Genomic DNA, 22742 nt, shown 5'->3' with positions numbered 1-22742 from the left:
AAAAGGCCTTCCCGGTCCAAAGGCGGGAAAGCCTTTTTTGTCGTTTGCCCCATGCTCTATCTGGTCACCCCGCTCAGCAAGAGGCGATGAATCCCACCTGCCAGACACACTCCAGCCGTAACGAAGAAAGCAATGAAATACGAGTGATGCCAGTTCCCCAACAGACCGGCAATGATCGGACTCAAGACAGCACCTATAGACAGCACTGCGGAATAAATGCTAAACACACTCCCATACAGCTCTCGTGGCGAATGCACGGTCAATAGGGTGGCCAAAGCAGGGAACAGCATGCCGAAACATGCACCCAGCAAAAACATCATGATCTGAAGCGGAATCGCTACGCCAATGGCCATCGTGTAGAGTAGAAGACTGAGTACACCCAGACCCGCAAATATGCGTTGCTCGACGGATACCTTGTACAACCAAAATTGACAGAGGATCGCAAGCGCACCCAAGCCTTTGAGACTGAACAGCAGACCAGTCACCGCTGGAGAAAGGCCTTGTTTTTGAATTAATAAAGGAACCTCGTAAATAATCGTACCTTGCGCGTATATGATCGCGAAGCCTCCGAGAAAGGCGGGATAGAGCAGGCGGTTTTCTAAGACTGCAGAGAGGCTGGTCTTGCCCTTTCCTTTTTTGGTGGCGGGACTGAGACTTGCTCTCAACTCGCTCCCGGCTACTCGTACAGGCAAGACTAACCATGCAAATACACCTGCGATCATCATGATATAGCCCAGGATGATAAAGGATTGACTATAGCCAAATTGTACGGCTAAAAAGCTCCCTACTGCAGGTGAAACGATCCCTGCGGACGTCAGGACCAATCCCTTTTTACCCATAATTTGCCCTTGCTCTACCGCTGTCTTTCCTGTCTCGCCTAGCAGCGCTGAACAAGCAGGAGAAACGAAAGCCATCAGAAAACCGAGCATGAGTCGAAAGGCAAAAAAACCTTCTGTGTGCTGAACGACACCCTGACCGATCAGCATCACCCCTGCGAGTATGAGTCCTATGGAGATAAACCACTTCTTCGGGTATCGATCCAAAAAGGGACCTGCCAGCAAATTTCCTGTCAGATTACTAATCGCGTACCCTCCCAGAACAAAACCGATCATCGCTGCAGACACTCCCAGGATGTTTAAATACGGCGCCAATAGCGGCGTCTGCGCGTGCATATCAAACGATACGAGAAACAACACGACAAACAGGAGAACCCTCAAGGCATTCTCCTCCTCTCCTTGGGTGTTACCGTCTTTGTCCAAGTATATGAGGGGAGTCGTCCAATTAGGATTACAAAACTCAAATGGAAGACTATGTCATTTATTCATTCAATTTGGCATATTTACAAGCGACCTGATCTAGTTTCTAGGATCCCCTTTCCAAAAAAGAAAAATAGCTGGCTTACAGGAATACGCGCCGGCCATGTCAAAGACATCTCTTCTGCATATCAGAAAGGAAGGTGATCACTTTGATCGTATTGGAAACAGAACGGCTCTACCTGCGCTACCAAACAGAGGACGATGCCGCTTTTATTCTCGAACTCGTAAACGACCCTGCTTGGCTACAGTTTATCGGGGATCGCGGTGTCCGCACTCTCGAGGACGCCCGCTCCTACATTGTGAATGGTGCAATCCGCTCCTATGAAAAAGACGGATTTGGCTTTTATCTCGTCGAACGCAAAGAAGACCACGCCCTGATTGGGATGTGTGGCCTGGTGAAAAGAGATGGGTTGGAAGATGTCGATATCGGATTCGCTTTCCTGCCTGCCTATCGGTCACAAGGCTATGCCCACGAAGCAGCCTCCGCCGTCATGCAATACGCCATTCAAACATTGGGTCTTACAAGAGTGGTCGCGATTACAACGCAAGACAATCACGCTTCCGGCAGCTTGCTAGAAAAGATCGGCCTGCGATTCGAGCGTCTGATTCAGATGCCAAATGATCCAGAAGTACTCAAACTGTTCGTCTATGATACGTCGCTTTCCGTTAGCGAATCAGAAGCGTCACAGTAAGTGATGGGTGCTATTGACCTCCTCAGAAATAAAGGACCCCACCGCCATCTGTGAGGTCCTTCTTATTCGATCTGCTGCTTTACTTACGAGAGTACCGATTTTAAGCCCAATGAGCTTTCGTGGAACTTGATTGTTGAGTATTTATCCATCGCTACCCGGAGCTGGTATTCGCTCTCGAACAGCATGACAGGACGGCCGTAGCGATCCGTTACTGTCTTGTTTCTGAGAGAATCAATCGCAGCTTTATCGCCTTCCAGCCAGCGAGCGATTTGATAAGGCATGCGTGTCAGCATGATGTCGACACCATACTCTGCCTTCAGTCGGTATTCCAATACTTCAAACTGGAGTACACCGACCACACCCAGGATCAGCTCTTCCATCGGATGAGTGCGGAAAAGCTGTACCGTTCCCTCTTCCGTCAACTGCATGATCCCTTTTTGGAACTGTTTGTGTTTCATCGCGTCTTTCACCATCACCTTGGAGAAGAACTCCGGCGAGAAGTGCGGCATTTCTTCGTACTCAAAAGACTGCCCGACACAGAGCGTATCGCCGATCTGGAAAATGCCTGGGTCAAACAATCCGATGACATCGCCTGCGAAAGACTCATCGACGATCTCGCGGTCCTGCGCCATAAACTGCACAGGCTGAGCCAGCTTGATATCTTTTCCCAGACGAACGTGCTTCACAGACATGCCCCGTTCGAATTTTCCAGAGCAAATACGTAGGAAAGCGATGCGGTCGCGGTGTGCAGGATTCATGTTGGCCTGGATTTTGAAAATAAAGCCGGAGAACGCATTGGAATAGGGATCGATCATTCCTGCATTACTTTTCTTTGGAGACGGCGGAGGAGCCATCTGCAGGAAGTTGTCCAGGAAGGTCTGTACCCCGAAATTGTTAATCGCACTACCGAAAAAGACCGGGGTGAGCTCCCCTTTTGCGATCAGCTCTTCGTTGTAATCGTCCCCTGCCACATCCAGCAACGAGACTTCATCCTGTAGCTGCTGCCACAGTTCTTGACCGACACTCTCCCCGATCAGTGGATCTTCCGTGCCTTCTACAGGAAAGAAGGAAATCTGCTCGTGCTGTGAGCCGTTTTGATACAGCTCCACACGCGATTTTACCCGATCGTACACGCCGCTGAAATAGCTGCCCATCCCGATCGGCCAGTTCATTGGATACGAACGAATACCCAGTACGCGCTCGATTTCTTCCAACAGCTCGAATGGATCTTTCCCGTGACGATCCAGCTTGTTTACGAATGTAAAGATCGGAATTCCACGCATGCGACAAACTTTAAACAGCTTGATCGTCTGCGCCTCCACCCCTTTGGCCACGTCGATAATCATGACGGCGGCGTCTGCAGCGGTTAGTGTCCGATACGTGTCTTCGCTGAAGTCTTGGTGACCAGGTGTATCTAGAATGTTGATATGATGTCCTTTGTATTCAAAGTCCATTGCTGAGGAGGTAACGGAAATTCCACGCTTTTTCTCGATCTCCATCCAGTCGGACGTAGCATGCTTGGAATTTTTCCGTCCTTTGACCATTCCAGCCTCACGGATCGCTCCGCCGTAATACAGCAGTTTTTCCGTCATCGTTGTCTTACCCGCGTCCGGGTGGGAGATGATGGCAAAAGTGCGTCGTTTCGCTATTTCATTCTCCCATTGGGGATTGGTTTGACTCATCTTCATTCTCCTGTCATTACTAGTAAGTAGCCACAACCTTTTCCTTACGATTATACCGACAATTGCGTGCTGCATCCACCTAGTATTTTTTCTTTAAACCGTTATAATGTGTAGTAGTAAAAATTTTTTGACTGTAAGCTGGAAGTACATACTACCGTGAAATCAGGAGGTATCCCATGACCACTAATCTGGAATCACGCGCAACCGCTTTTCGTGACTTTGTGAAAAAGATGACGAGCTACAATCAGGCACTCGCCGTCCTCCACTGGGACAAAGCGACCCAAGCGCCAAGAAAAGGGATGGAAGCCCGTTCCGAAGTCATTGGCACGCTGGCAGGCGAACAGTTTAAGTTAGCTACCTCAAAAGAGATGGAAGACTATCTGGAGACGCTCAGCGAACCTGCTGCCTTGGAGTCGCTCGACGATGTGACCCGTCACACGGTGCTCGAATGTAAAAAGGAATTCGACCGAAATAAACAGATCCCCGCAGCCAAGTACCAGGAGTTCGTCGTGTTGACCTCACAAGCAGAGACGATCTGGGAAGAAGCCCGCGAGAAAAATGATTTCTCCATGTTCCAGCCTTACCTGGAAAAAATCGTCAACTTCCAGCTGGAGTTCATCGAGTATTGGGGTCATGACGGGAAAAACAAGTATAACACACTCCTCGATCTGTACGAACCAGGGATGACTGTCGATCAGTTGGATCCTATCTTTGCTACTCTGCGTGAAAAGACAGTCAAGCTCGTTTCTGCTATTTCCGATTCACCAAACAAGCCTGACACATCCTTCTTGAAAAGACATTTTCCAATCGCAGAACAAGAAGCCTTTAGTCGCTTTGTTCTCGAGCGCATCGGCTACGACTTCCAGGCTGGACGTATGGACCGCAGCGTTCATCCATTCTGCACCTCTTTCAACCCTGGAGACGTACGCATCACAACACGCTATGACGCGAATGAATTCAACTCTGCGCTGTTCAGCTGCATCCATGAAGCAGGGCACGCCATGTATGAGCAAAACATTGATCCTCAGCTATTGTTTACCCCGCTCTGCGATGGTACTTCCATGGGTATTCACGAATCGCAATCTCGCTTCTGGGAAAACATGGTTGGACGTAGTCTGCCATTCTGGAACGGCTTGTACAGCGATTTGCAAAAAGCATTCCCTGCTCAATTTGATGGTGTCAGCGTAGATTCGTTCTACCGCGCCATTAATGAAGTCACTCCTTCTTACATCCGTACCGAAGCAGATGAGCTTACTTACAATCTGCACGTCATGATCCGCTACGAAATTGAGAAGGGCTTGATTAACGGAACCCTCAAGGTCGCTGATTTGCCAACGATCTGGAACGAAAGAATGGAAGAGTATCTGGGCGTAGTACCTCCGACAGACACGCTGGGAGTCTTGCAGGACGTTCACTGGTCTGGTGGCAGCTTTGGTTACTTCCCTACCTACTCCCTTGGGAACGTGTATGCTGCTCAGTTTGCCCACGTCATGGAGCAGGAAATCAATGGTTACGAAGATTTAGTTGCAAAAGGCGAATTCGGTCCGATCCGTCAGTGGCTGAAAGAAAAAATTCACCAATACGGAAAAATGAAGAGCCCACAAGAGCTGGTTCATGCTATCACTGGCGAAGGCACAAATGCAACGTACTTGATGAATTACCTGGAGAAGAAATACTCCGCGATTTATAAGCCGTAAGCTCAAGAAAAAAGCGTTCCTCTAGAAGAGAGGAGCGCTTTTTATTTTGAAAATGGATATCAGCTTAAAACGAAAAGGCGGGTTCTTTAACTAGGGGCTTTTTCGAAGGCAAGCTTAATTCCAAAGCCCAAGAGAACAAACCCTGAAATTCCTTGAATAGCTCGTTGTGTAGAAGGCTTCTTCATCCACGAACGAATATAATCGATGAACGACACATACAGGATAAACCAGAGTACAGTTAAAACCGTATACGTCAGACCCATGCCGAGAAATTGCACAAATGGTTTAGTACCTGCCGTTAAAAATTGCGGTAAAAACGTCAGGAAGAAAACAGCTACCTTCGGATTCAAAAGGTTCGTTAAAAATCCTTGGCGAAATGGCGATTTGTTCTTGTATTTGGTTTGAATGTCGTCATGTGTCGCCTCTTTGTTTTTCCGCAATGACCATAGAGATGTGACACCTAAGTAGACCAGATAGAAGGCACCCACATATTTAAAGATCGAAAACAGTACCGCAGATTTTACGATGATGGCAGATAGACCAAAAACAGCTGCTAGCGTATGCACGATCAATCCAGTCGTAATCCCAAAAACCGTTTTGAATCCACCCCCTCTTCCGTACGCAATGGTGTTTTGCGTAGCTAACCCCGTATCCGGGCCCGGAAGAATGATCAGCAAGATGGACATGACGACAAATAGATAAAAGTTTCCCATCATAGCCTCCCTAACCAAAAATTATTACTCACCTTATCACAAATGCTGCGCTATGAAAATGGCTTTGATGAATATTCTGCCTATCCGGATTCCAGTATTGTCACTTGGGACCTACAAGACCCGAATGCCAGTCTGTTCCCTTCTTACTTTTGGATTACCTTCCCTGCTCTCTTTGCAGGTTGGATTTTTTTAGAAAAATACAGCAAAGGAGGAACTAAACATGGATAACCAATTTTTTGTTGGCTGGGGTACTCTCGCTCTAATCAATGCCGGATTGGCTCAAGGGAAAAACCGCAGCGGAATGAACTGGTTTTTGCTCTCTCTATTGCTCGGTCCCCTAGCGACTTTCATGATCGTCGTATCAGACAAGCTCACCGAGTAATCTCGGGCATTCCAATTATTTCTTTATTTAAAATAAATGTAAACCGTTGCTTTCATTCCGCGCAACTGTCATGCTAAGGTAAAATAGGAGACTTCATGTTCTCGACAAAGAATGCGCAGGTGATTGACATGCTAACCGTTAAAACTTCTAGCCTTAGTAATGGCGACCTCAATCGGGGAGTATTCGCTACAAGAGATATTCGTAAAGGTGAACTGATCCATGAAGCACCCGTTCTCCCTTACCCAAATGCAGAACATGAGCATATCGAGAAAACGATGATCGCGGATTATGCTTTTGAATATGGCGCGAACCACACAGCGTTCCTCTTGGGATATGGCATGCTGTTTAACCACTCTTACGAACCAAATGCCATCTACGAAATTAATTTCGATAACCACACCTTCGACTTTTATGCGTTTACGGATATCAAAGAAGGTGACGAAGTCCTGATTAATTACAATGGGGAAGTGGACAACAAAGATCCACTTTGGTTTTACGAAGAAGAATAAACCCTTTCTTCACAACTTCTTCACATCCCGGCAACCTCAAGATTACAAAATAGGAGTATCCTTACCTTGTGTCAATTATTTCCACAAAGTGAGGGGTCCTTACTGATGTTTGATTCACTGTCACGCTGGTTGTGGGGCAAAGAAAATCACGAAGACGTTCCATTCGAAGTCAAAAAATACGTCCGCAACGAAATGGAGCAGTTTACTGTAGCTGAGCCGGAGCAAATGCTGCCATATCCTCAACTGTAATGATACCGCCTCATCAGTCGTCCGAATTCGGGCGGCTTTTTGTTTTCTATAAACGGCAGAAGGCTATGCTACAATGTGTGGAACAGGAGGGATGCATGTTGGTACACTTTACGGAAAAATGGTTGCCTACTTACATACGCCGCGATCTTGCTGTCCTATTTTGTGGCATTAATCCGGGGAGAATCTCTGCCACTTCCGGGTATCATTATGCCAATCCTGCCAATCTTTTTTGGCGAGGCTTGTATGAGGGCGGATTGACTCCGCATCGATTCGCTCCTGAAGAAACGGCTACCTTGCTGGAGTATAATTACGGAATTACTGACCTTGTCTCCCGCCCGACTCGTTCTTCTACGGATTTGCGTGGGGAAGATTATACAAACGGTGCGGAGCAGTTTGTACAAATGATCCAAACTTACCGACCACGTGTGATCTGCTTCAACGGGATTACTGCTTTTCGGCATGCCACTGGTCAAAAAAAAGAAGCCGTTTCCCTCGGCCTCCAGCTAGATCGTGCGTTTGGAACAGAGAGTTGGCCAGGTAGCTATTTGTTCGTCATTCCTTCGACCAGTGGCGCAAATGCATCCTTTACCCGCGAGGAACGTTTGGCGATGTTTGGTCAGCTCAGTCAGTTTTTGCAGGAAAAAGGCTGGCATCCCCTACACTAATTGTCACACCTCCCGCACCCAACCAGTAGGATAATCGTATACTCGATGATTTAGGAGGGTAGAGATGGAAGCACTCATCCGCTTGATCGAGGAAGAATACGATCTGAAGGTTGTCAGTCACAAAGTGGAGAGAAATACAGACAAATCCCTTGTTGTCATTCTAAAGACCTCCAAAGGGAAATTAGTAGGGAAAAGTTTGTTTACCCCGGCGGACAGACAAGAATTTATTTTAGACGCAGAGGAACATTTACTAAGAAAAGGAATTCACATCCCCAAAACCAAGAAGACGAAATCCAACAACCGCTTCATTTACTGGAAAGGCTCCCCGTTTATCATACAGGAGTGGGCTCCTGGCCCCATGCTCGCTCTCAATTCTCCGTTTCGGATCAAACGAACTGGCGCCACTTTAGGAAAAATACATGCTGCATCTGTCGGCTTCAACACCTCTGCCAGCGATGCTTACAATGCAGCAATCACGTGGGAAGAAGAGTACGAACAAGATTTCGCCACTATTCAACGATGGAAAAACAAGCACGAGCAAAGTGAGGATCCCAAACATGTGATCATCACCGCGCATCTCCCCTTTTTTCTCATCGCCGGAAAGATTGCGTTAGAAAGCTTGCAGAACTCACCCTACTATAAGCGCTGGAAAGAACTCCCATGCTCCAGACATTTTTTATGTCATGGTGATTTTAATAACGGGAATCTGTTGTCAGTGAAGCAAAAAATAACAGTCATTGACTGGGAAGACGTCCGCTACGATTTCCCCTCCAAAGACATCAGCCGGATTCTCTCGTTAATGATGAGAAAACACAGGAAATGGAATACACAAAGCTTTCAGCATTTGCTGACAGGCTATCTTCAGGAAAACCCGCTTTCCCGTAGGCAACACCACCTCATGTACGTTGACCTCGCGTTTCCGCATATTACCGAACGCTTTTTGCGACAACAGCAATACGTCGATATGTCAGAAAAAGAAATCGCGATGTTCCTCAAGCGAGAAATCAAAAAAATAGCCTATATGTTGGAACAAATGAGGGCCCTCGAGTAAAGAGCGGCGAAACGCCAGTCTCTTCACGCAAGGGCCCCTATTGTGTCAATGGTTTTAATTAGTGTGTGCTGCTCGCTGTTTTGACGAGCGCACTCTGCTGGCGCACATACTGTACCAGCTCTGCAGCCATGGAAGAATAATTAAACGGCGTGATCAGGTAGATCCCGTTAAAGTACTGAATGGCCGTATCGAGCAACTCCTTGGCCATTTTGATCCCTTCCTGTCTCGCTGCTTCCCCCTGAACCTTTTTCATCCGGTCCAACGCTTCTGCGGACAGCTTGATCCCCGGCACCTCATTATGCAGGAACTCCGCATTTCTCGAGCTGGTCAGCGGCATGATTCCGATAAAGACAGGGATGCCAATATGCTTGGTAGCTTCATATACGAGCTTGATCGATTCCGCGTCGTACACTGGCTGCGTCATGATGTAATCCGCCCCTGCCTCCACTTTCTTTTCCAGTCGTGCAATCGCGGCATCAATCTGCCTTACATTCGGATTGAAGGCGGCTCCCACAATGAATTGAGCTTTTTGCTTTAACGGACGACCGGCGAATGAAACCCCTTCGTTCAGCTGCTTCACCATTCGGATCAAGTCAAAAGAGGTCACATCGAAAACCGAGGTTGCACCTGGAAGATCACCAAATCGGGACGGATCGCCGGTAATAACCAAGATTTGATCAATTCCCAGCGCATGCAGGCCCATCAGGTGGGATTGCTGGCCAATCAGGTTGCGGTCGCGACAGGCAATGTGCAGCAATGGATCAATCCCGTGTCGGCTTTTCATCAAAGCTCCCAAGGCCATGTTGCTCATCCGCACGGTAGCCAACGAGTTATCGGCTAACGTGATCGCATCAGCCCCCGCCCGGTGCAACTCGCAGCAGCCATCCAGGAATGCGTCTGCATCCAGATCGCGCGGCGGGTCAAATTCGACGATGACAGTCTTCTCTGTTTTGACTCGTTCGACAATGCTTGGTTTGCCTTGCTCACGTACGTTCGTTACTGAAATGTGCGGACGATCTCCAGAGGGAATCGTCGGATTGATCCGAGCTTGTGGTTCCAGGTCTTCCAGCGCATCTGCCATCGCTTTCACGTGAGCTGGCGTCGTGCCACAACACCCACCCAACAAGCGGATTCCCTGCTCCCGCAGACGAAGAGCACTCATCGCAAAATAGTCAGGCGTCGATTTGAACGCGTACTCTCCGTCGGTCAGGCCCAATCGACCTGCGTTCGGGAAAGCAGACAAGAGGGCGCCTTCTGGAACCAATGCGTTTTCAAAAGAGCGTAAAATTTCTGCCGGTCCCAGACGACAGTTGAGACCAATGATGTCCGCCCCCGCTGTTTTCAGTTGACCAAACGCTTCTGACAACGAATATCCGTCGCGCGTTCGTCCAACCTCTAGTGTAGCCAATTGGGCAATGAGAGGTGCATCCGTCAAAGGACGAATGACTTCCAGAGCCAATAACAGTTCTTCTAAATCCAGGAACGTCTCCAGAATGATCCCGTCGACACCTGCGTGCAACAAAGCAATCGCTTGCTCCTCATATTGGTCCCGATATTCATCCAACACTTTTTTGCGCACGCGTCCTGCTAAAATCGAGCCTATGCTGCCCGCGACGTAGGCATCATCCTTTGCAGACTCTCGGGCGATTTTGACAGCGAGTCGGTTGATCCTCGCTACTTTGTGCTCCATGCCGTAGCGGGACAAGGAATCCCGGTTGGCGGAGTACGTATTCGTCTCCAGGAGTCTCGCTCCGGCATCGTAGTAAGAATTATGCACTTCTTGAACTAACTTCGGATTGGACAGACACAGCTCTTCAAAGCTGACACCTACTGGGACGCCCAGCCTGTGCAGCTGGGTCGCCATAGCTCCATCTCCAATCAACAGATGATCCTGTAAATATTCACGCAAATTTCTCTTGCTCGTGGTCAACTCAATCACTTCTCTCCTTTTGATACCGTTTTATACTTCAAACACCGACGGTCCGGCGTTAAAATAACGAGCCTCTGGATGGGCAAACACCATCGCGGAAACAGACGCTTCTGGCTCCATCATAAAGCCTTCCGTCAGATGTACTCCGATGTTTTCAGGTTGCAGCAAGCGGAACAACTGCGCTTGATCCTCCAGATTCGGGCACGCCGGATATCCGAACGATACGCGAATCCCTTGATAACGCGCACCGAAGCGTTCGAGCATGGTCATCTCAGCCGGATCCGGAATCCCCCATACATCGCGCATGATATGGTGAATGCGCTCTGCAAATGCCTCTGCCATCTCCAGTGCGAGTGCCTGGAGAACATGGGAACGCAAATAATCTCCACGATCTTTTAGCGCGGTAGAAAGCTCGCGAATACCCCCACCCGCAGTAACGGTCAAGAAACCGACATAATCCATTTCTCCGCTTTCTACAGGTCGGAGGAAATCAGAGAGGCACAAGTGAGGCTCCTCAGGCTGACGAGGGAACTCGAAACGCTCCAGCACCTTACTGTGGTCTTTTGGATCATAGACCAGGATCTCATTCCCGCTAGACTGTGCCGGGAAGAATTGATACACTCCATGGGCCGAAATCGAACTTTCTTTTTTGGCGTCATTCAGCAAATCTTCGACAAGTCCGTACAGCTCCAGTACCTTTTCATCTCCGGATTCAATCAGCTTGTCGACATTTCCACGAACACCGAGATGCTTTCCGAGCAGCATCCGCAAGTTCAGATACGGCTGCAAATGGGTGATCGGGTATTGACGCAGCACGTGACGCTCGCAATCTGGTGGGACATGTACCGGAACGGTTTTGCTAACAGCGGATCGGGCAGGTAGTGTCGGCTTTTTCTCCTCCACCACTGGCTGTGCCGTTGCGACGGCTTCCAACAGGTGTTGCTGCTCTTCCACCAGTCGTACGCGCTCTTCCGGATTTTGCAGACGGTTCACAAGGTCCAGACCGTCCATCGCATCTTTGGCATAGAGGACAATGCCACGGTATTCCGGTGCAATCCGGTTCGAGGTAAACTTCCGTGTCAACGCAGCGCCTCCAACCATCATGGGTACGTCGATGCCTGCATCTCGCAAGTCTTGTGCGGTAATGACCATCTGTTGCGCAGACTTTACCAAGAGACCCGACAAGCCGATCGCATCTGGCTTTTGTTCACGGCACGCTGCGATCAGCTGCTCCGGTGGTACCTTGATGCCGAGGTTCACGACGTCGTAGCCGTTGTTCGCCAAAATGATTTCCACCAGGTTTTTCCCGATGTCATGCACGTCGCCTTTAACGGTAGCAAGCAAAATTTTACCTTTAGCTGCGGCATCTGATTTCTCCATGAACGGCTCCAGATACGATACCGATGCCTTCATGACCTCAGCACTTTGCAATACTTCTGCTACGATCAGCTGGTTGCCATTAAACAGACGTCCTACTTCTTCCATCCCTGTCATCAATGGTCCGTTGATGATTTCCAGAGGAGCGTACTTCTCCAGTGCGAGCTTGAGATCATCGGACAGACCATCTTTGGAGCCTTCCACAACATAGCGAGCTAAACGTTCCTCTAGTGTCAGCGAGGAGGCTTCTACCCGCACTTCTTTTTTCTTTTGGCGATAGAACTCGGTAAAAGAAGCCAGCGTTTCATCATTGGTCTCGAACAAGAGTGCTTCAGCCAGCTTGCGCTCATCTTCAGGAATCGAGGCATATCGCTCCAGCTTTTCGGTATTGACGATCGCATAGTCCAATCCCGCCAAGGTCGTGTGGTACAGGAATACCGCGTTGAGTACTTCCCTACCTGCAGCCGGCAATCCAAAGGAGACGTTGCTGACTCCTAAAATGGTTTTACATTCCGGCATCGCTTGCTTGATCAAACGAATGCCTTCTACCGTTTCCTTGGCAGAGCCGATGTATTGTTCGTCACCGGTTCCGACTGGGAAGACCAGCGGATCGAAAATGATGTCCTGTGGCTTTATTCCATATTGATTGACCAGAATATCATAGGAACGCTTGGCAACCTCCAGCTTTTTCTCGCGAGTGACAGCCATCCCTGCTTCTTCAATCGTTCCAACCACGACAGCCGCTCCGAATTTATGAATCAGCGGCGCGACTTCTTCAAAGCGTTCTAGCCCATCCTCGAGGTTGATCGAGTTGAGAATCGCTTTCCCCTGGGAATAACGCAGACCCAGCTCCATGACTTTTGCGTCCGTGGAGTCGATCATCAGCGGCGCTTTCACTTTTTTCACGATGAATTGCAGAAATCTTTCCATATCTTCGTACTCATCTCGGTCCGGGTCAGCAAGACAGATGTCGATGACGTGAGCACCGCGTTTTACCTGCGCACGTGCGATATCCGATGCCTCTTCGTACTGACCAGCTGCGATGAGATCGCGGAATTTTTTCGAACCGATTACGTTGGTACGTTCTCCGACTAGCAGTGGACGATTGTCATCTTCCACATAGACCACTTCAATTCCGGATACAGCACTGACAGGATCAACGTCTTGAGAGCGTGGTGGGCAATCCTTCAACGCCTCCGCCATCGCCTTGATGTGGTCCGGAGTCGTCCCACAGCAACCACCCGCTATGTTTAGCCAGCCTTGTTCTGCAAATGCGCGCATTTTGGCTGCGAGTCCTTGTGGGGTCTCGTGATAATGTCCATTTTCATCCGGGAGTCCAGCGTTCGGATAGCAGCTGACGCCACATTGGGCCAAGGTGGACAGCGTACGCAAATGGTCGCGCATGAATTCAGGTCCGGTCGCACAGTTCAGACCGACTGAGACTGGCTTGAGATGCTCCAGCGAGAAATAGAACGATTCGATGTTTTGACCAGCAAGTGTAGTCCCCATCGGTTCGATTGTCCCGGATAGCATGACCGGTAGCTCTGTCTTCAGCTCGTCAAAAGCTTTGCGGATTCCAATGCCCCCAGCCTTGACGTTCAGCGTATCCTGGGACGTTTCCAGCAAAAGCACATCTGCCCCCCCCAGAATCATCCCTTTTGCCTGGCGATAATACGACTCCACCAGTTCGTCAAACGTCACTCCACCTGTCAGGGAAAGCGTCTTGGTGGTCGGTCCCATAGAACCTGCCACGTAACGAGGCCATTCCGGTGTCGAGTACGCATCGACCGCTTCTTTTGCCAAACGGGTCGCGGCGATATTGATTTCGAGGTCTTTATCCGCTACGTCGTACTCTGCTAATACGATAGAAGTAGCCCCGAATGTATTGGTCTCGACGATGTCTGCTCCTGCTTCCAAATACTTTTCATGGATAGAACGGATGACATCAGGTCTCGTCAAATTCAGTAGTTCATTACAACCGTCGTACTCCTCACCGCCAAAGTCATCGGCCGTCAGATTTGCCTGTTGCAGCATGGTTCCCATTGCACCATCTAGAATCAGAATTTTTCGGGAAAGCTGCTCGCGAAAAGTTGGTTTCATCAGCTTGCTCCTTTTTGGCTATTTCTCAGCCATTTCTAACCACTCACTTTTTTAGGTAACAAAAAAATCCCCTTCTTTGAAAAGAAGAGGATTTGTCCGCGGATTACAGATGCGCCTGAGCCATCCTCTCATCTTTCAAAGCCGTAGCTTTGCTGGAATTGGCACCGGATTTCTACCGGTTGCCGAGGCTTCATCAGGCCAGTCCCTCTGCCTCTCTGGATAAGAGTCTTACATCATTATGGAGTTATTTTCAAACTTCTTTGATGTTTTGCAAGTATCTTATCACCCCCCTGTCTCTTCGTCAATTGAGAATTTGTCTAATATTTACTGCTGTCCAAAAAGCTTACGCCCATTTTTGTTGGAACTAGTCATTCGCCCACGCCAATCTGTGTGTTCGTGTATAGACTAGAGCATAACGGAAAGGAGGGGAAACAAACTTGAGTACATCTTTCTGCGGCGGTTTTTTCGGTGACAACTTCGCATTGGTGCTCGTTCTGTTTATCCTGCTGGTAATCATTGCGTGTTCGTGTGACGGCTGCTAGTCAACTTTATGGAAAAGGGCCTAGAGCTAATTCCTCTAGGCTCTTTTTGCATGTCCATAAACCTTCCTTCGTTGTCTCCATTCGCGGCTTTTGCTATACTGAACGAAAAATGGTATCGCGGCTTGGCAATACAAAGGAGCGAAACGCTGTGGACACACTAGATGCACGTGAAAAAGAAGAATTTTTGTCCTCTCTTGAGACGATAAAGGAACTTGAGCATAGTGAATTTGAGACCTATTCGATCGTGAAAACCAAGGAGACGGGGGAGCATTACTTGCATTACTTCCTCTCGCACATCAACCTTTCAGAGGGTGGACGACGTGACGATTACGATCACTTCATGCCCATCGATTCGGATGATGTACTCGGATTGTTGTTTGGCGAGCAGCCATACCGTTTCCCTGATCATTGGCGCAATCCTTATTTGCGCAGCGGCAATGACAACCGTTTGATTCCATTCGATCCAACTGAAAACTACGATCTAGAGGAAGAAGCAGCTGCAGAGCTTGCCATGCTTGAGCAACTGGAGCTATTCAAGCAACAATGGATGAATGCAGAGAACTTGAGTGCCGAGGAAAAGGAAAAGATAACCAAGGAATACTTCGCTCAGCTCGACAAGATTCTTCAAAAACCGGAAGAGTGAGTTGCACGACTGGTGTCTAACCAGCTATAATGCTATAGAATAGATGAATCGCTGATGAGGAAAGTACTCCGTGTAGTAAGCTGTAGCGAGTCGGGGGCGGTGAGAGCCCGATGCCAGACACGGAAGGAAACGCACCTCGGAGAAGCGTCCTGAACATCCTCCTTTGCGCGGATTGTGTAGGGAAACGCCGGGACTGCCCGATATTGCAGATCAAGCGGTTTTTGCTTAGGCAAAAACAACAGGAGTGGCACCGCGGGAGCACAAACCTCTCGTCTCTTTTTTCACAGGAGACGTAGAGGTTTTTTTATTTGGGGCACCCAGCCTTTTTCTAATTAGAAAGGAGATTCACATGAGCTACAAACACCAAGTGGCGGAAAAAATCGCCGACGCACTCGCACAACAGGGCGTAGAAAACTTACCAAAAGAAACAGTATATGCAATGCTGGAAACACCGCCAAACCCTGCAATGGGGGATATCGCTTTCCCTTGCTTCCAATTGGCAAAAGCACTCCGCAAGGCACCTCCGATGATTGCGGCTGAACTTGCCGGACATATCAGTGGTGCTCCCTTGCGCGAAGCGACTGCTGTGGGACCGTACGTCAACCTGTTCCTGGACCAAGCAGTTGTTGCTGAGCAAGTTATCGGAACGATCCTCTCGCAAGGCAGTGCTTACGGAGATAGCAATCTGGGACAAGGTCGCAAGGTTCCGATAGACCTCTCCTCCCCGAATATCGCCAAGCCTTTTTCCATGGGTCACTTGCGTTCGACTGTGATCGGGAACGCGATTGCCAACATCATGGAGAAACAAGGCTACCAACCAGTGCGCATCAACCATCTCGGTGACTGGGGCACGCAGTTCGGAAAACTCATCGTCGCCTATCGCATGTGGGGGGACGAATCGAAAGTAAAAGCGGAACCAATCAAGGAGCTGCTCACGCTGTACGTACGTTTCCACGACGAAGCGAAAGACAACCCGTCTCTGGAAGATCAGGGCCGTGAATGGTTCAAAAAGCTTGAAGATGGCGACGAGGAAGCACTTCACCTGTGGAAATGGTTCCGCGACGAATCGTTGAAAGAATTCATGAAGATCTACGACCTGATGAACGTTTCCTTCGACTCCACCAACGGCGAAGCGTTCTACAACGACAAGATGGATCGCGTCGTTACTTTGCTGGAGGAAAAAGGACTGTTGACTGAGTCTGACGGCGCACTAGTCGTGAGTCTGGACGAGTATGACATGCCTCCTAGCCTGATCAAAAAATCCGATGGCGCGACACTCTATGCGACTCGTGATTTGGCTGCAGCCCTGTACCGTCACGAAACATATGATTTTGCCAAAGCGGTGTACGTCGTAGGAAACGAGCAACGCCTCCATTTCCAACAGCTCTACAAAGTACTGGAAAAGATGGGCTATGACTGGTCGCGTGACATGCACCACATTCCGTTTGGCATGATGCTCAAAGACGGCAAGAAAATGTCTACACGTAAAGGGAAAGTCGTCCTCCTGGAAGAAGTGCTCTCCCAAGCGATCGCAGATGTACAAAAAGTGATCGAGGAGAAGAACCCTTCTCTGGCCAACAAGGAAGAGGTCGCTCGTCAAGTAGGTGTCGGTGCCGTCATTTTCCACGACTTGAAAAACTACCGCCTGAACGACATCAACTTCTCTCTGGAAGAAATGCTGACATTTGAAGGCGAAACAGGGCCTTATGTCCAATACACCCACGCGCGTGCCTGCTCACTGCTGCGCAGAGGTAACTTCCAACCGGCGCAAACGGCCTTGGCTGAAAGCGCTCTGGACAGCAAAGAAGCATGGGCAGTCATCACCCTCTTGAACGGATTCCCGGAAGTGATCGAGCGCGCCAGCGACAACTTCGACCCTTCCCAAATCGGGAAATACGTGATTGATCTGGCTCAGTCGTTCAACAAATTTTATGCTAACGTCCGCATCCTCGCGGAAGAAGAAGACATCAAGGCTTCTCGCCTGCAGCTCGTCGCAGCTGTGGTTGCCGTTCTCAAGGAAGGATTGCGCCTGCTTGGCCTGTCTGCTCCGGAAGAGATGTAATTTTGCCTTCATGAACAAACAAAAGCCGTTACTCCCCTCTTTTTGTGGGAGCAGCGGCTTTTTCGTTATCATCGCTTCTGTCATGATAGAAAGCAATGAAAAAGGAGCAATCTCAATCATTGCTCCTTTGCTTGTCTACGCTTCTTTACACGTCAGCTTCAGTCTTTTGCTTTTTCCCAAACCACGTTTTGGCGACCAGCTCCACCACTTGCTTGGAGACGGACACAGGTGCCTCCACTTCATTGCCTGCAGCATCAACCGTGCGATACAACAGCGCTTTGTCGTCAGCCGGGTCTGACTTGGTTTGCAGCGTCAGATCGCCGATTTGCCCCGCATTCGTCCATTCCTCGATCATCAGCTGGTACTCGCCTGGAGCCAGCTCGATATAGTCATCCTCCGAAAGGTCCACGACTGCATAACCGTCATGCTCGATTTCGGCATCGTATGTATTTCCATTGGCTGATTCGTATAGGGCCAGCTCGGCTTGATCGTTCAAGTTTTCCTTGAGCGGTGCAAAATCCGTGATGGTGACCTTAATTCGTCTTTTCATCGGTATTCCTCCTCATTGACCACATTCCATCTCACACTGTACCACAAGTAGGTCATCCCTGCCAGTTATCAGCCAACTCGTGTACGTGATTGATCTCCTCCCGATGGCTCTCCTCCCCTTGCTTGGGGGTTTCCAGGACGATTGGCAATCCTTGCAATTCAGGAGTTTGCAAAAAGGACGCAAATGCGGCGTCTCCGATCATCCCTTTCCCGATGTTTGCATGCCGGTCACGAAAGGAGCCTGTTGAATAGAGAGAATCGTTTAAATGGACGGCGCACAGGCTGGAAAAGAAATGGAGCGACCGCATACGCTCTGCCACCTGCCCCCAATCATCCCCACGCCACATACCACTGGCAAAAGCGTGACAAGTGTCGAGGCAAAAGCCTACTTTCTGCGGCTCATCCACTAGAAGACGCACCTGTGTCAGTTCCTCCAGCGTCGTCCCCATGCGATTGCCCTGTCCCGCATTATTTTCCACCAGCAGGCGTGCCTTTCCCCCCCAATCTGCGAGAATGCGGTTGACCATGCTAATCATCCGTTTGTAGCCTTCCAGCGCGTCGCTCCCTTTGTAATGACCAAAATGAACGACAACGCCAATCGCACCGCATGAATCCGCGATATCCAGATCATTTTGAACAGAAAGGATCGTCGCTTCGTAAAGACCCGGATCCTGCGCACACAAATTGACGGTGTAGGGTGTATGGGCAATGGAGAGAATCCCTTGTTGCTCACAAAAAGTACGACAAGCCATGGCATCTCGTTCATCGAACTCTTTGACACCCAAGCTCCGTGGGTTTTTCGGAAAGAATTGATAGGACTTGGCGCCTAAGCTACTTGCCGTCCTCGCAGCTGCTTCATATCCGTGCCGTATGCTCACATGGCTTCCGATCTTCATCCGCTGTCCCTCTCTTCCTTTCTACCCATTTTCTCCAGACGGTCCTGTTCTCAACCGAAAGTGCGACCCTTGGTCAAGAGGGATTTCCCGTAGTGAACAAAAAAACAGCTGCCCGAGAATGGGACAGCCGTTCCGTATTATTTTGATTTACGATTTCACAATGAGAAGTGGTGTCTGGGCACGATGGATCGTCTTGAACGTAACACTTCCCACCAAGGTCCCCGCAATTCCTCCTAGTCCATGATGACCGAGAGCGATGAGACTAGCTTCTTTTTCTTGCGCAGTTTCTCTGATCAGCGTAGCCGGATCGCCGATCAGTACTTTGCTCGCATAGGGAATCATCCTTTCCTCGAGCAACTCTTCGTACGGACGAAGCGTCTCGCGGCCCCAATTCTCCAATGTAGCTGTGTCTTCCCAACCGACACCATACATTCCCGTATACGCCACAGGAGGGGTAACAACTGTCAGCAAGGTAAACGAGACATCCATCCCCTCACTTAACTGGAGTGCCGTATTAGCCGCTGCCATCGCTTGATCCGATCCATCGACCGTTAGCAAGACATTGCGCCAAGGGAAATGACTCGCATCCGTCTCTTCAGAAATAAGGAAGACAGGAATTTTGGCATCGTGAATGGTAGGATAACTGACGCTTTGCTTGAGATATCCGGTCATTCTTCCGTATCCATGTGTGCCCATGACGACGGCGATGTACTCGTCTGTTGCGTACTTGGCTATCTCTTCATGTGGATTTCCAAACACGATTTCGAGATGGTACGCTACACCGGCCTTTTCGACGATCTCTATAAGCGGTTTTACATCTTCCTTCGCTTCATCCAATTGAATCTTTTCAACGCTCTGTCGTCCCAGCTTGTTCACAACATGGCGCGATGGGAATGGCTGTATGACATGCAGGATGGTCAATTCATGCTTGTCTCTTGCATAGGCGGTCGCAAAACGGACAGCCTGGATGGATTGTGCAGAAAAATCAACGGGTACCAGAATACGGGACATACGTACACGTCCTTTCCTCTAATCATGGTCAAGGGCCAGCCCCTTGCCTGTTTTCATTGTAGATCAGTCATGTTCCCCCGTATGTAGGGACTCTCCCTGATCTTGGAAGGAAAAAACCCTGACTTTCGCCTTACTCCATGACCCCAGATATAAAAACGGTTGGTTTTTCACTTAAATCAATGTCACGGATCTCGTGCTCCTCGACCATGTGCTTGCTCGCTTGTTGTTCTCGCCGGATCACCCTCACGACTGGACGCGTTGGCAATCCACGATTCTGGTCAATCACAACCCCTATTTCCCCTGTGCTCAGCTTCAATGAAGTCCCTGTCGGATACAGCGCGATCGAACGTAAAAAATGAATCACCATTTTGTGGTCAAAGCGCTTTTCTGCCAAGCCCATGATTTTTTCGCACGCTTCATAGGGTGGCAGCGTTTCCTCTTCTTCGGATAGAGGCGAGATCAGATTGTCGTAGTAGTTACAGATCGCGACGATCTTGGCGAAATCGTGAATGTCCTCTCCGACTAGTCCGCGCGGGATTCCGCTACCATCCACCCACTCATGGTGCTGCAGAGGAATATGAGCGGAGACAATGCTCATCTCGTGTTTTTTTCGCAAAAGGTGAAAGCCTAGCCAGGTATGATGATTTTCCATGCTGTTTGCCTTGTAGGCAGGTGCATTCTTATCTACACTCAATTTCCCGATATCGTGCAGGAGTGCGCCGATTGCCAGCTCTTTTAATTGAGTCGTGTTGTAGGCCAGCCCCACTCCAATCACAGTCGCCATCATACAAACGTTTAACGCATGGATGTACATTGCATTGTCCACTGTCCGGATTTCACCCAAGTTCAACAGCACACGGCGATTACGCAGAGTTTCATCCACGATGTTGGTCACTGACTTGTGAATGCCTCGCACATCCATATGTTTGCCGCTCTGCACACACTGGATGGCTGCAGAAAGATTGCGTATCGCATCTTTGCGGGTCGCTTCTGTGACGACATCCTCTTCTTTTACTTCATCAAGCAACGGATCTTTGATACTTAGCATGGTCACACCAAAACTGCGCAACTTATGGATCATTCCGACAGTTAACTGAACGCCAGCGTGCAAGAGAGTCAAGCCTTCACTCGTATAAATACTACGGGACAGCACATCGCCCGGTTCCACTTGCTCGACATTTACATATTTCATGGGGTCTTCCTCCTGATTCCTTCCTCCCCTGTGTTACTACCCTATCTTACCACTGGGGAAACCTCTTTCGTAGTCCCATGTACTCAGGAGAGGCGCTATCAGGCATTACTTACTCACTTGAAACGATGTCGAGATGCTCGTGATAAAAGCAGCCATCTGAGCATATTCGGCGGTCAATTTCTCATTTTGAGGATCATACTGAACATCTCCAGGCTGGCTAAGGGTAACGACAAAACTTCCGCTTTCTCCGATCTTCTTGGTTCGTCCGACTTCCATTTCGCCAGACTCGCTAGCTTCCCAGTCATCCCGCTTCCAAACAGATAGGGAAAATACGACGCCCCCATAGCTTTTATTCGCACGATCGATGAAATGATACGTCATCTCTGTGGCTTCGTTACGTGTTTCTACGACCTCATACTTTCCTACCCAGCTTTTGGGCAGTGTAAGCGAAAAATGAAAATCTTTGTTTTCATAAAGCACGCCCGGCTCTTCCAACACTTTTTTGTCGTTGACGGACTCTACTTGGAGAGTAACCCTCGCATATTCACGTAAATCACCATTTCCCTGTGCAAGGAAAGTCTGAGCATCTACCCCGATATTCGTTCCCCGGATCACCGCTTCGCCCAACTTTTTATTAGCCGCATTGTAAAAAGACAGCTTGGCTTCGATGGAATTTTGGGAGTTGCCTACTCCTGCTATCTCGATTTGCCCCGTTACTTTGGAGTGATTCCCGTCTTTCGTGACGATCAGATTTCCTACTGAAATGGTCTTGTAATGAGGATCGATGAGGTTCAGCTTTTGATTCTTGATTAAAATCTTCTTCGTAGATGAGTCATAATCGATCGTCGCACCCAAATTTTCTGCAACGAATCGAATCGGTACGTAAGCTCGGCCATCCACTTGCAGTACCTTGTCATCTTTTGACATGGATACTGCACTGCCATTGATCTCGAACTGAACAGGAAACAAGAAAGCCTGAATCGAATTCGAAGCCAAAGCGACAGACGAGCTGGCAAGCGCCACACCACAAACAAGTCCCCACACAATTTTTTTCAAATTGACACCCTCTTCTCCCTAGATGCATGGTTAGACGTTCTTGCTATAGATTTTGTTGTCAAAAAATAGAAATAAAAAAACGACCTCGATTGGTCGTTCTCACTCCTCTTTTTTCATCACGCTGTATTCGTCCCGTACCATGGATACGTTATCGACCTGCTGAGTCAGGTCGAGCTTGTGTAAAATATCTTCTAGCACAGATGCAAAGATCAGAGTTAGATTTCCTGTATTGACCGGCTCCCGAAAATACGTACCGATCATTTCATAGCCCTGCCGCTTATGGAACGATGTATCTTGCTCATCCAGTGCTTCCTGTAGCTCATCAATCAAATCCACCAGCGCGATTCGCGCCGTTTCGTAAACATCAGGCTGAGTAGCTGAGGCGGAGTCCACCTCTTTTTTCGTGACCATACCGTCCCTCCTCCTTC

The 22742-nt window shown here is 49.0% G+C and carries 21 protein-coding genes, 1 riboswitch and 1 other annotated feature; of the genes, 10 read left to right on the top strand and 11 right to left on the bottom strand.

Going from position 1 to position 22742, the window contains the following annotated elements:
- Positions 1-56: 56 nt before the first annotated feature.
- The gene (locus tag AN963_RS04735) at positions 57-1217 is read right to left on the bottom strand and encodes an MFS transporter (protein ID WP_055743381.1); all 1161 of its coding nucleotides are present in this window, start codon (positions 1215-1217) and stop codon (positions 57-59) included.
- Between the two features lie 248 nt (positions 1218-1465).
- Between AN963_RS04735 and AN963_RS04730 the strand changes: the two genes are divergently transcribed.
- Positions 1466-2008 carry a GNAT family N-acetyltransferase gene (locus AN963_RS04730; protein WP_055743380.1) on the top strand — a complete coding sequence of 181 codons (543 nt, stop codon included), beginning with the start codon at positions 1466-1468 and terminating at the stop codon, positions 2006-2008.
- Positions 2009-2091: 83 nt separating this feature from the next.
- Here the strand turns inward: AN963_RS04730 and AN963_RS04725 are convergent, their stop codons facing one another.
- Positions 2092-3690 carry a peptide chain release factor 3 gene (locus AN963_RS04725; protein WP_055743379.1) on the bottom strand — a complete coding sequence of 533 codons (1599 nt, stop codon included), beginning with the start codon at positions 3688-3690 and terminating at the stop codon, positions 2092-2094.
- Positions 3691-3866: 176 nt separating this feature from the next.
- Here AN963_RS04725 and AN963_RS04720 point away from each other — a divergent pair, with 176 nt between their 5' ends.
- Positions 3867-5387, top strand: a complete 1521-nt coding sequence (locus AN963_RS04720) for a carboxypeptidase M32 (protein WP_055743378.1) — start codon at positions 3867-3869, stop codon at positions 5385-5387.
- 86 nt (positions 5388-5473) lie between these two features.
- Here the strand turns inward: AN963_RS04720 and AN963_RS04715 are convergent, their stop codons facing one another.
- Positions 5474-6100: a LysE family translocator gene (locus tag AN963_RS04715; RefSeq protein WP_055743377.1), complete on the bottom strand. Its 627-nt coding sequence runs from the start codon at positions 6098-6100 to the stop codon at positions 5474-5476.
- 220 nt (positions 6101-6320) lie between these two features.
- On the opposite strand from AN963_RS04715, the gene AN963_RS31435 reads away from it, so the two are divergent.
- The 5 genes from AN963_RS31435 to AN963_RS04700 all read left to right on the top strand — a co-directional run bounded on the left by AN963_RS31435 (position 6321) and on the right by AN963_RS04700 (position 8956).
- Entirely contained in the window at positions 6321-6482 is a 162-nt protein-coding gene (locus tag AN963_RS31435) for a hypothetical protein (protein WP_169791908.1), read from the top strand.
- A 128-nt stretch (positions 6483-6610) separates the two neighbouring features.
- Positions 6611-6991, top strand: coding sequence for an SET domain-containing protein (locus AN963_RS04710; RefSeq protein WP_055744449.1), 381 nt, complete (start codon positions 6611-6613; stop codon positions 6989-6991).
- 105 nt (positions 6992-7096) lie between these two features.
- Positions 7097-7240, top strand: a complete 144-nt coding sequence (locus AN963_RS31430) for a hypothetical protein (protein WP_169791907.1) — start codon at positions 7097-7099, stop codon at positions 7238-7240.
- A 98-nt stretch (positions 7241-7338) separates the two neighbouring features.
- Positions 7339-7905, top strand: a complete 567-nt coding sequence (locus AN963_RS04705) for a mismatch-specific DNA-glycosylase (protein WP_055744448.1) — start codon at positions 7339-7341, stop codon at positions 7903-7905.
- A 64-nt stretch (positions 7906-7969) separates the two neighbouring features.
- Positions 7970-8956 (top strand): phosphotransferase, encoded by a 987-nt coding sequence (locus AN963_RS04700; protein WP_055743376.1) that lies wholly within the window; start codon positions 7970-7972, stop codon positions 8954-8956.
- Between the two features lie 58 nt (positions 8957-9014).
- Here AN963_RS04700 and AN963_RS04695 read toward each other — a convergent pair whose 3' ends face one another.
- Both AN963_RS04695 and metH read right to left on the bottom strand, forming a co-directional pair.
- Entirely contained in the window at positions 9015-10886 is a 1872-nt protein-coding gene (locus AN963_RS04695; protein WP_055744447.1) for a bifunctional homocysteine S-methyltransferase/methylenetetrahydrofolate reductase, read from the bottom strand.
- Between the two features lie 30 nt (positions 10887-10916).
- Positions 10917-14363, bottom strand: coding sequence for a methionine synthase (metH, locus tag AN963_RS04690; protein WP_055743375.1), 3447 nt, complete (start codon positions 14361-14363; stop codon positions 10917-10919).
- A 125-nt stretch (positions 14364-14488) separates the two neighbouring features.
- Positions 14489-14589, bottom strand: a riboswitch (SAM riboswitch).
- Positions 14590-14800: 211 nt separating this feature from the next.
- Here metH and AN963_RS30080 point away from each other — a divergent pair.
- The 3 genes from AN963_RS30080 (at position 14801) to argS (ending at position 17610) form a co-directional block, all read left to right on the top strand.
- Positions 14801-14905: a YjcZ family sporulation protein gene (locus AN963_RS30080; protein WP_083496784.1), complete on the top strand. Its 105-nt coding sequence runs from the start codon at positions 14801-14803 to the stop codon at positions 14903-14905.
- Positions 14906-15053: 148 nt separating this feature from the next.
- Positions 15054-15548: a hypothetical protein gene (locus AN963_RS04685; protein ID WP_055743374.1), complete on the top strand. Its 495-nt coding sequence runs from the start codon at positions 15054-15056 to the stop codon at positions 15546-15548.
- A gap of 42 nt (positions 15549-15590) precedes the next feature.
- Positions 15591-15828: a binding site (T-box leader), on the top strand.
- A gap of 69 nt (positions 15829-15897) precedes the next feature.
- Positions 15898-17610, top strand: a complete 1713-nt coding sequence (gene argS / locus AN963_RS04680; RefSeq protein WP_055743373.1) for an arginine--tRNA ligase — start codon at positions 15898-15900, stop codon at positions 17608-17610.
- Positions 17611-17755: 145 nt separating this feature from the next.
- Here argS and AN963_RS04675 read toward each other — a convergent pair whose 3' ends face one another.
- From AN963_RS04675 to AN963_RS04650, 6 genes are all read right to left on the bottom strand, one after another.
- Positions 17756-18160 carry a hypothetical protein gene (locus tag AN963_RS04675; protein ID WP_055743372.1) on the bottom strand — a complete coding sequence of 135 codons (405 nt, stop codon included), beginning with the start codon at positions 18158-18160 and terminating at the stop codon, positions 17756-17758.
- 52 nt (positions 18161-18212) lie between these two features.
- On the bottom strand, positions 18213-19055 hold the full coding sequence (locus tag AN963_RS04670; protein ID WP_055743371.1) for a deoxyribonuclease IV: 843 nt from the start codon (positions 19053-19055) through the stop codon (positions 18213-18215).
- 147 nt (positions 19056-19202) lie between these two features.
- Entirely contained in the window at positions 19203-20066 is an 864-nt protein-coding gene (locus tag AN963_RS04665) for a universal stress protein (RefSeq protein ID WP_055743370.1), read from the bottom strand.
- Positions 20067-20196: 130 nt separating this feature from the next.
- Entirely contained in the window at positions 20197-21258 is a 1062-nt protein-coding gene (locus AN963_RS04660; protein WP_055743369.1) for an HD-GYP domain-containing protein, read from the bottom strand.
- A gap of 105 nt (positions 21259-21363) precedes the next feature.
- Entirely contained in the window at positions 21364-22314 is a 951-nt protein-coding gene (locus AN963_RS04655) for a copper amine oxidase N-terminal domain-containing protein (RefSeq protein ID WP_055743368.1), read from the bottom strand.
- A 99-nt stretch (positions 22315-22413) separates the two neighbouring features.
- Positions 22414-22725 carry a hypothetical protein gene (locus tag AN963_RS04650; RefSeq protein ID WP_055743367.1) on the bottom strand — a complete coding sequence of 104 codons (312 nt, stop codon included), beginning with the start codon at positions 22723-22725 and terminating at the stop codon, positions 22414-22416.
- Positions 22726-22742: the final 17 nt, after the last annotated feature.

The organism is Brevibacillus choshinensis (genome assembly GCF_001420695.1).
Classification (GTDB): Bacteria; Bacillota; Bacilli; order Brevibacillales; family Brevibacillaceae; genus Brevibacillus; species Brevibacillus choshinensis.
This window is presented reverse-complemented; position numbering and strand designations above follow the sequence as displayed.

What these genes read in the sequence shown, in the direction of transcription:
- AN963_RS04665 (WP_055743370.1), bottom strand. Translation starts at nt 20,066, where the DNA reads ATGTCCCGTATTCTGGTACCCGTTGATTTTTCTGCACAATCCATCCAG.
- AN963_RS04700 (WP_055743376.1), top strand. Translation starts at nt 7,970, where the DNA reads ATGGAAGCACTCATCCGCTTGATCGAGGAAGAATACGATCTGAAGGTT.
- AN963_RS31430 (WP_169791907.1), top strand. Translation starts at nt 7,097, where the DNA reads ATGTTTGATTCACTGTCACGCTGGTTGTGGGGCAAAGAAAATCACGAA.
- AN963_RS04650 (WP_055743367.1), bottom strand. Translation starts at nt 22,725, where the DNA reads ATGGTCACGAAAAAAGAGGTGGACTCCGCCTCAGCTACTCAGCCTGAT.
- AN963_RS04675 (WP_055743372.1), bottom strand. Translation starts at nt 18,160, where the DNA reads ATGAAAAGACGAATTAAGGTCACCATCACGGATTTTGCACCGCTCAAG.
- metH (WP_055743375.1), bottom strand. Translation starts at nt 14,363, where the DNA reads ATGAAACCAACTTTTCGCGAGCAGCTTTCCCGAAAAATTCTGATTCTA.
- AN963_RS04670 (WP_055743371.1), bottom strand. Translation starts at nt 19,055, where the DNA reads ATGAAGATCGGAAGCCATGTGAGCATACGGCACGGATATGAAGCAGCT.
- AN963_RS04710 (WP_055744449.1), top strand. Translation starts at nt 6,611, where the DNA reads ATGCTAACCGTTAAAACTTCTAGCCTTAGTAATGGCGACCTCAATCGG.
- argS (WP_055743373.1), top strand. Translation starts at nt 15,898, where the DNA reads ATGAGCTACAAACACCAAGTGGCGGAAAAAATCGCCGACGCACTCGCA.
- AN963_RS31435 (WP_169791908.1), top strand. Translation starts at nt 6,321, where the DNA reads ATGGATAACCAATTTTTTGTTGGCTGGGGTACTCTCGCTCTAATCAAT.
- AN963_RS04725 (WP_055743379.1), bottom strand. Translation starts at nt 3,690, where the DNA reads ATGAGTCAAACCAATCCCCAATGGGAGAATGAAATAGCGAAACGACGC.
- AN963_RS04720 (WP_055743378.1), top strand. Translation starts at nt 3,867, where the DNA reads ATGACCACTAATCTGGAATCACGCGCAACCGCTTTTCGTGACTTTGTG.
- AN963_RS04660 (WP_055743369.1), bottom strand. Translation starts at nt 21,258, where the DNA reads ATGAAATATGTAAATGTCGAGCAAGTGGAACCGGGCGATGTGCTGTCC.
- AN963_RS04715 (WP_055743377.1), bottom strand. Translation starts at nt 6,100, where the DNA reads ATGGGAAACTTTTATCTATTTGTCGTCATGTCCATCTTGCTGATCATT.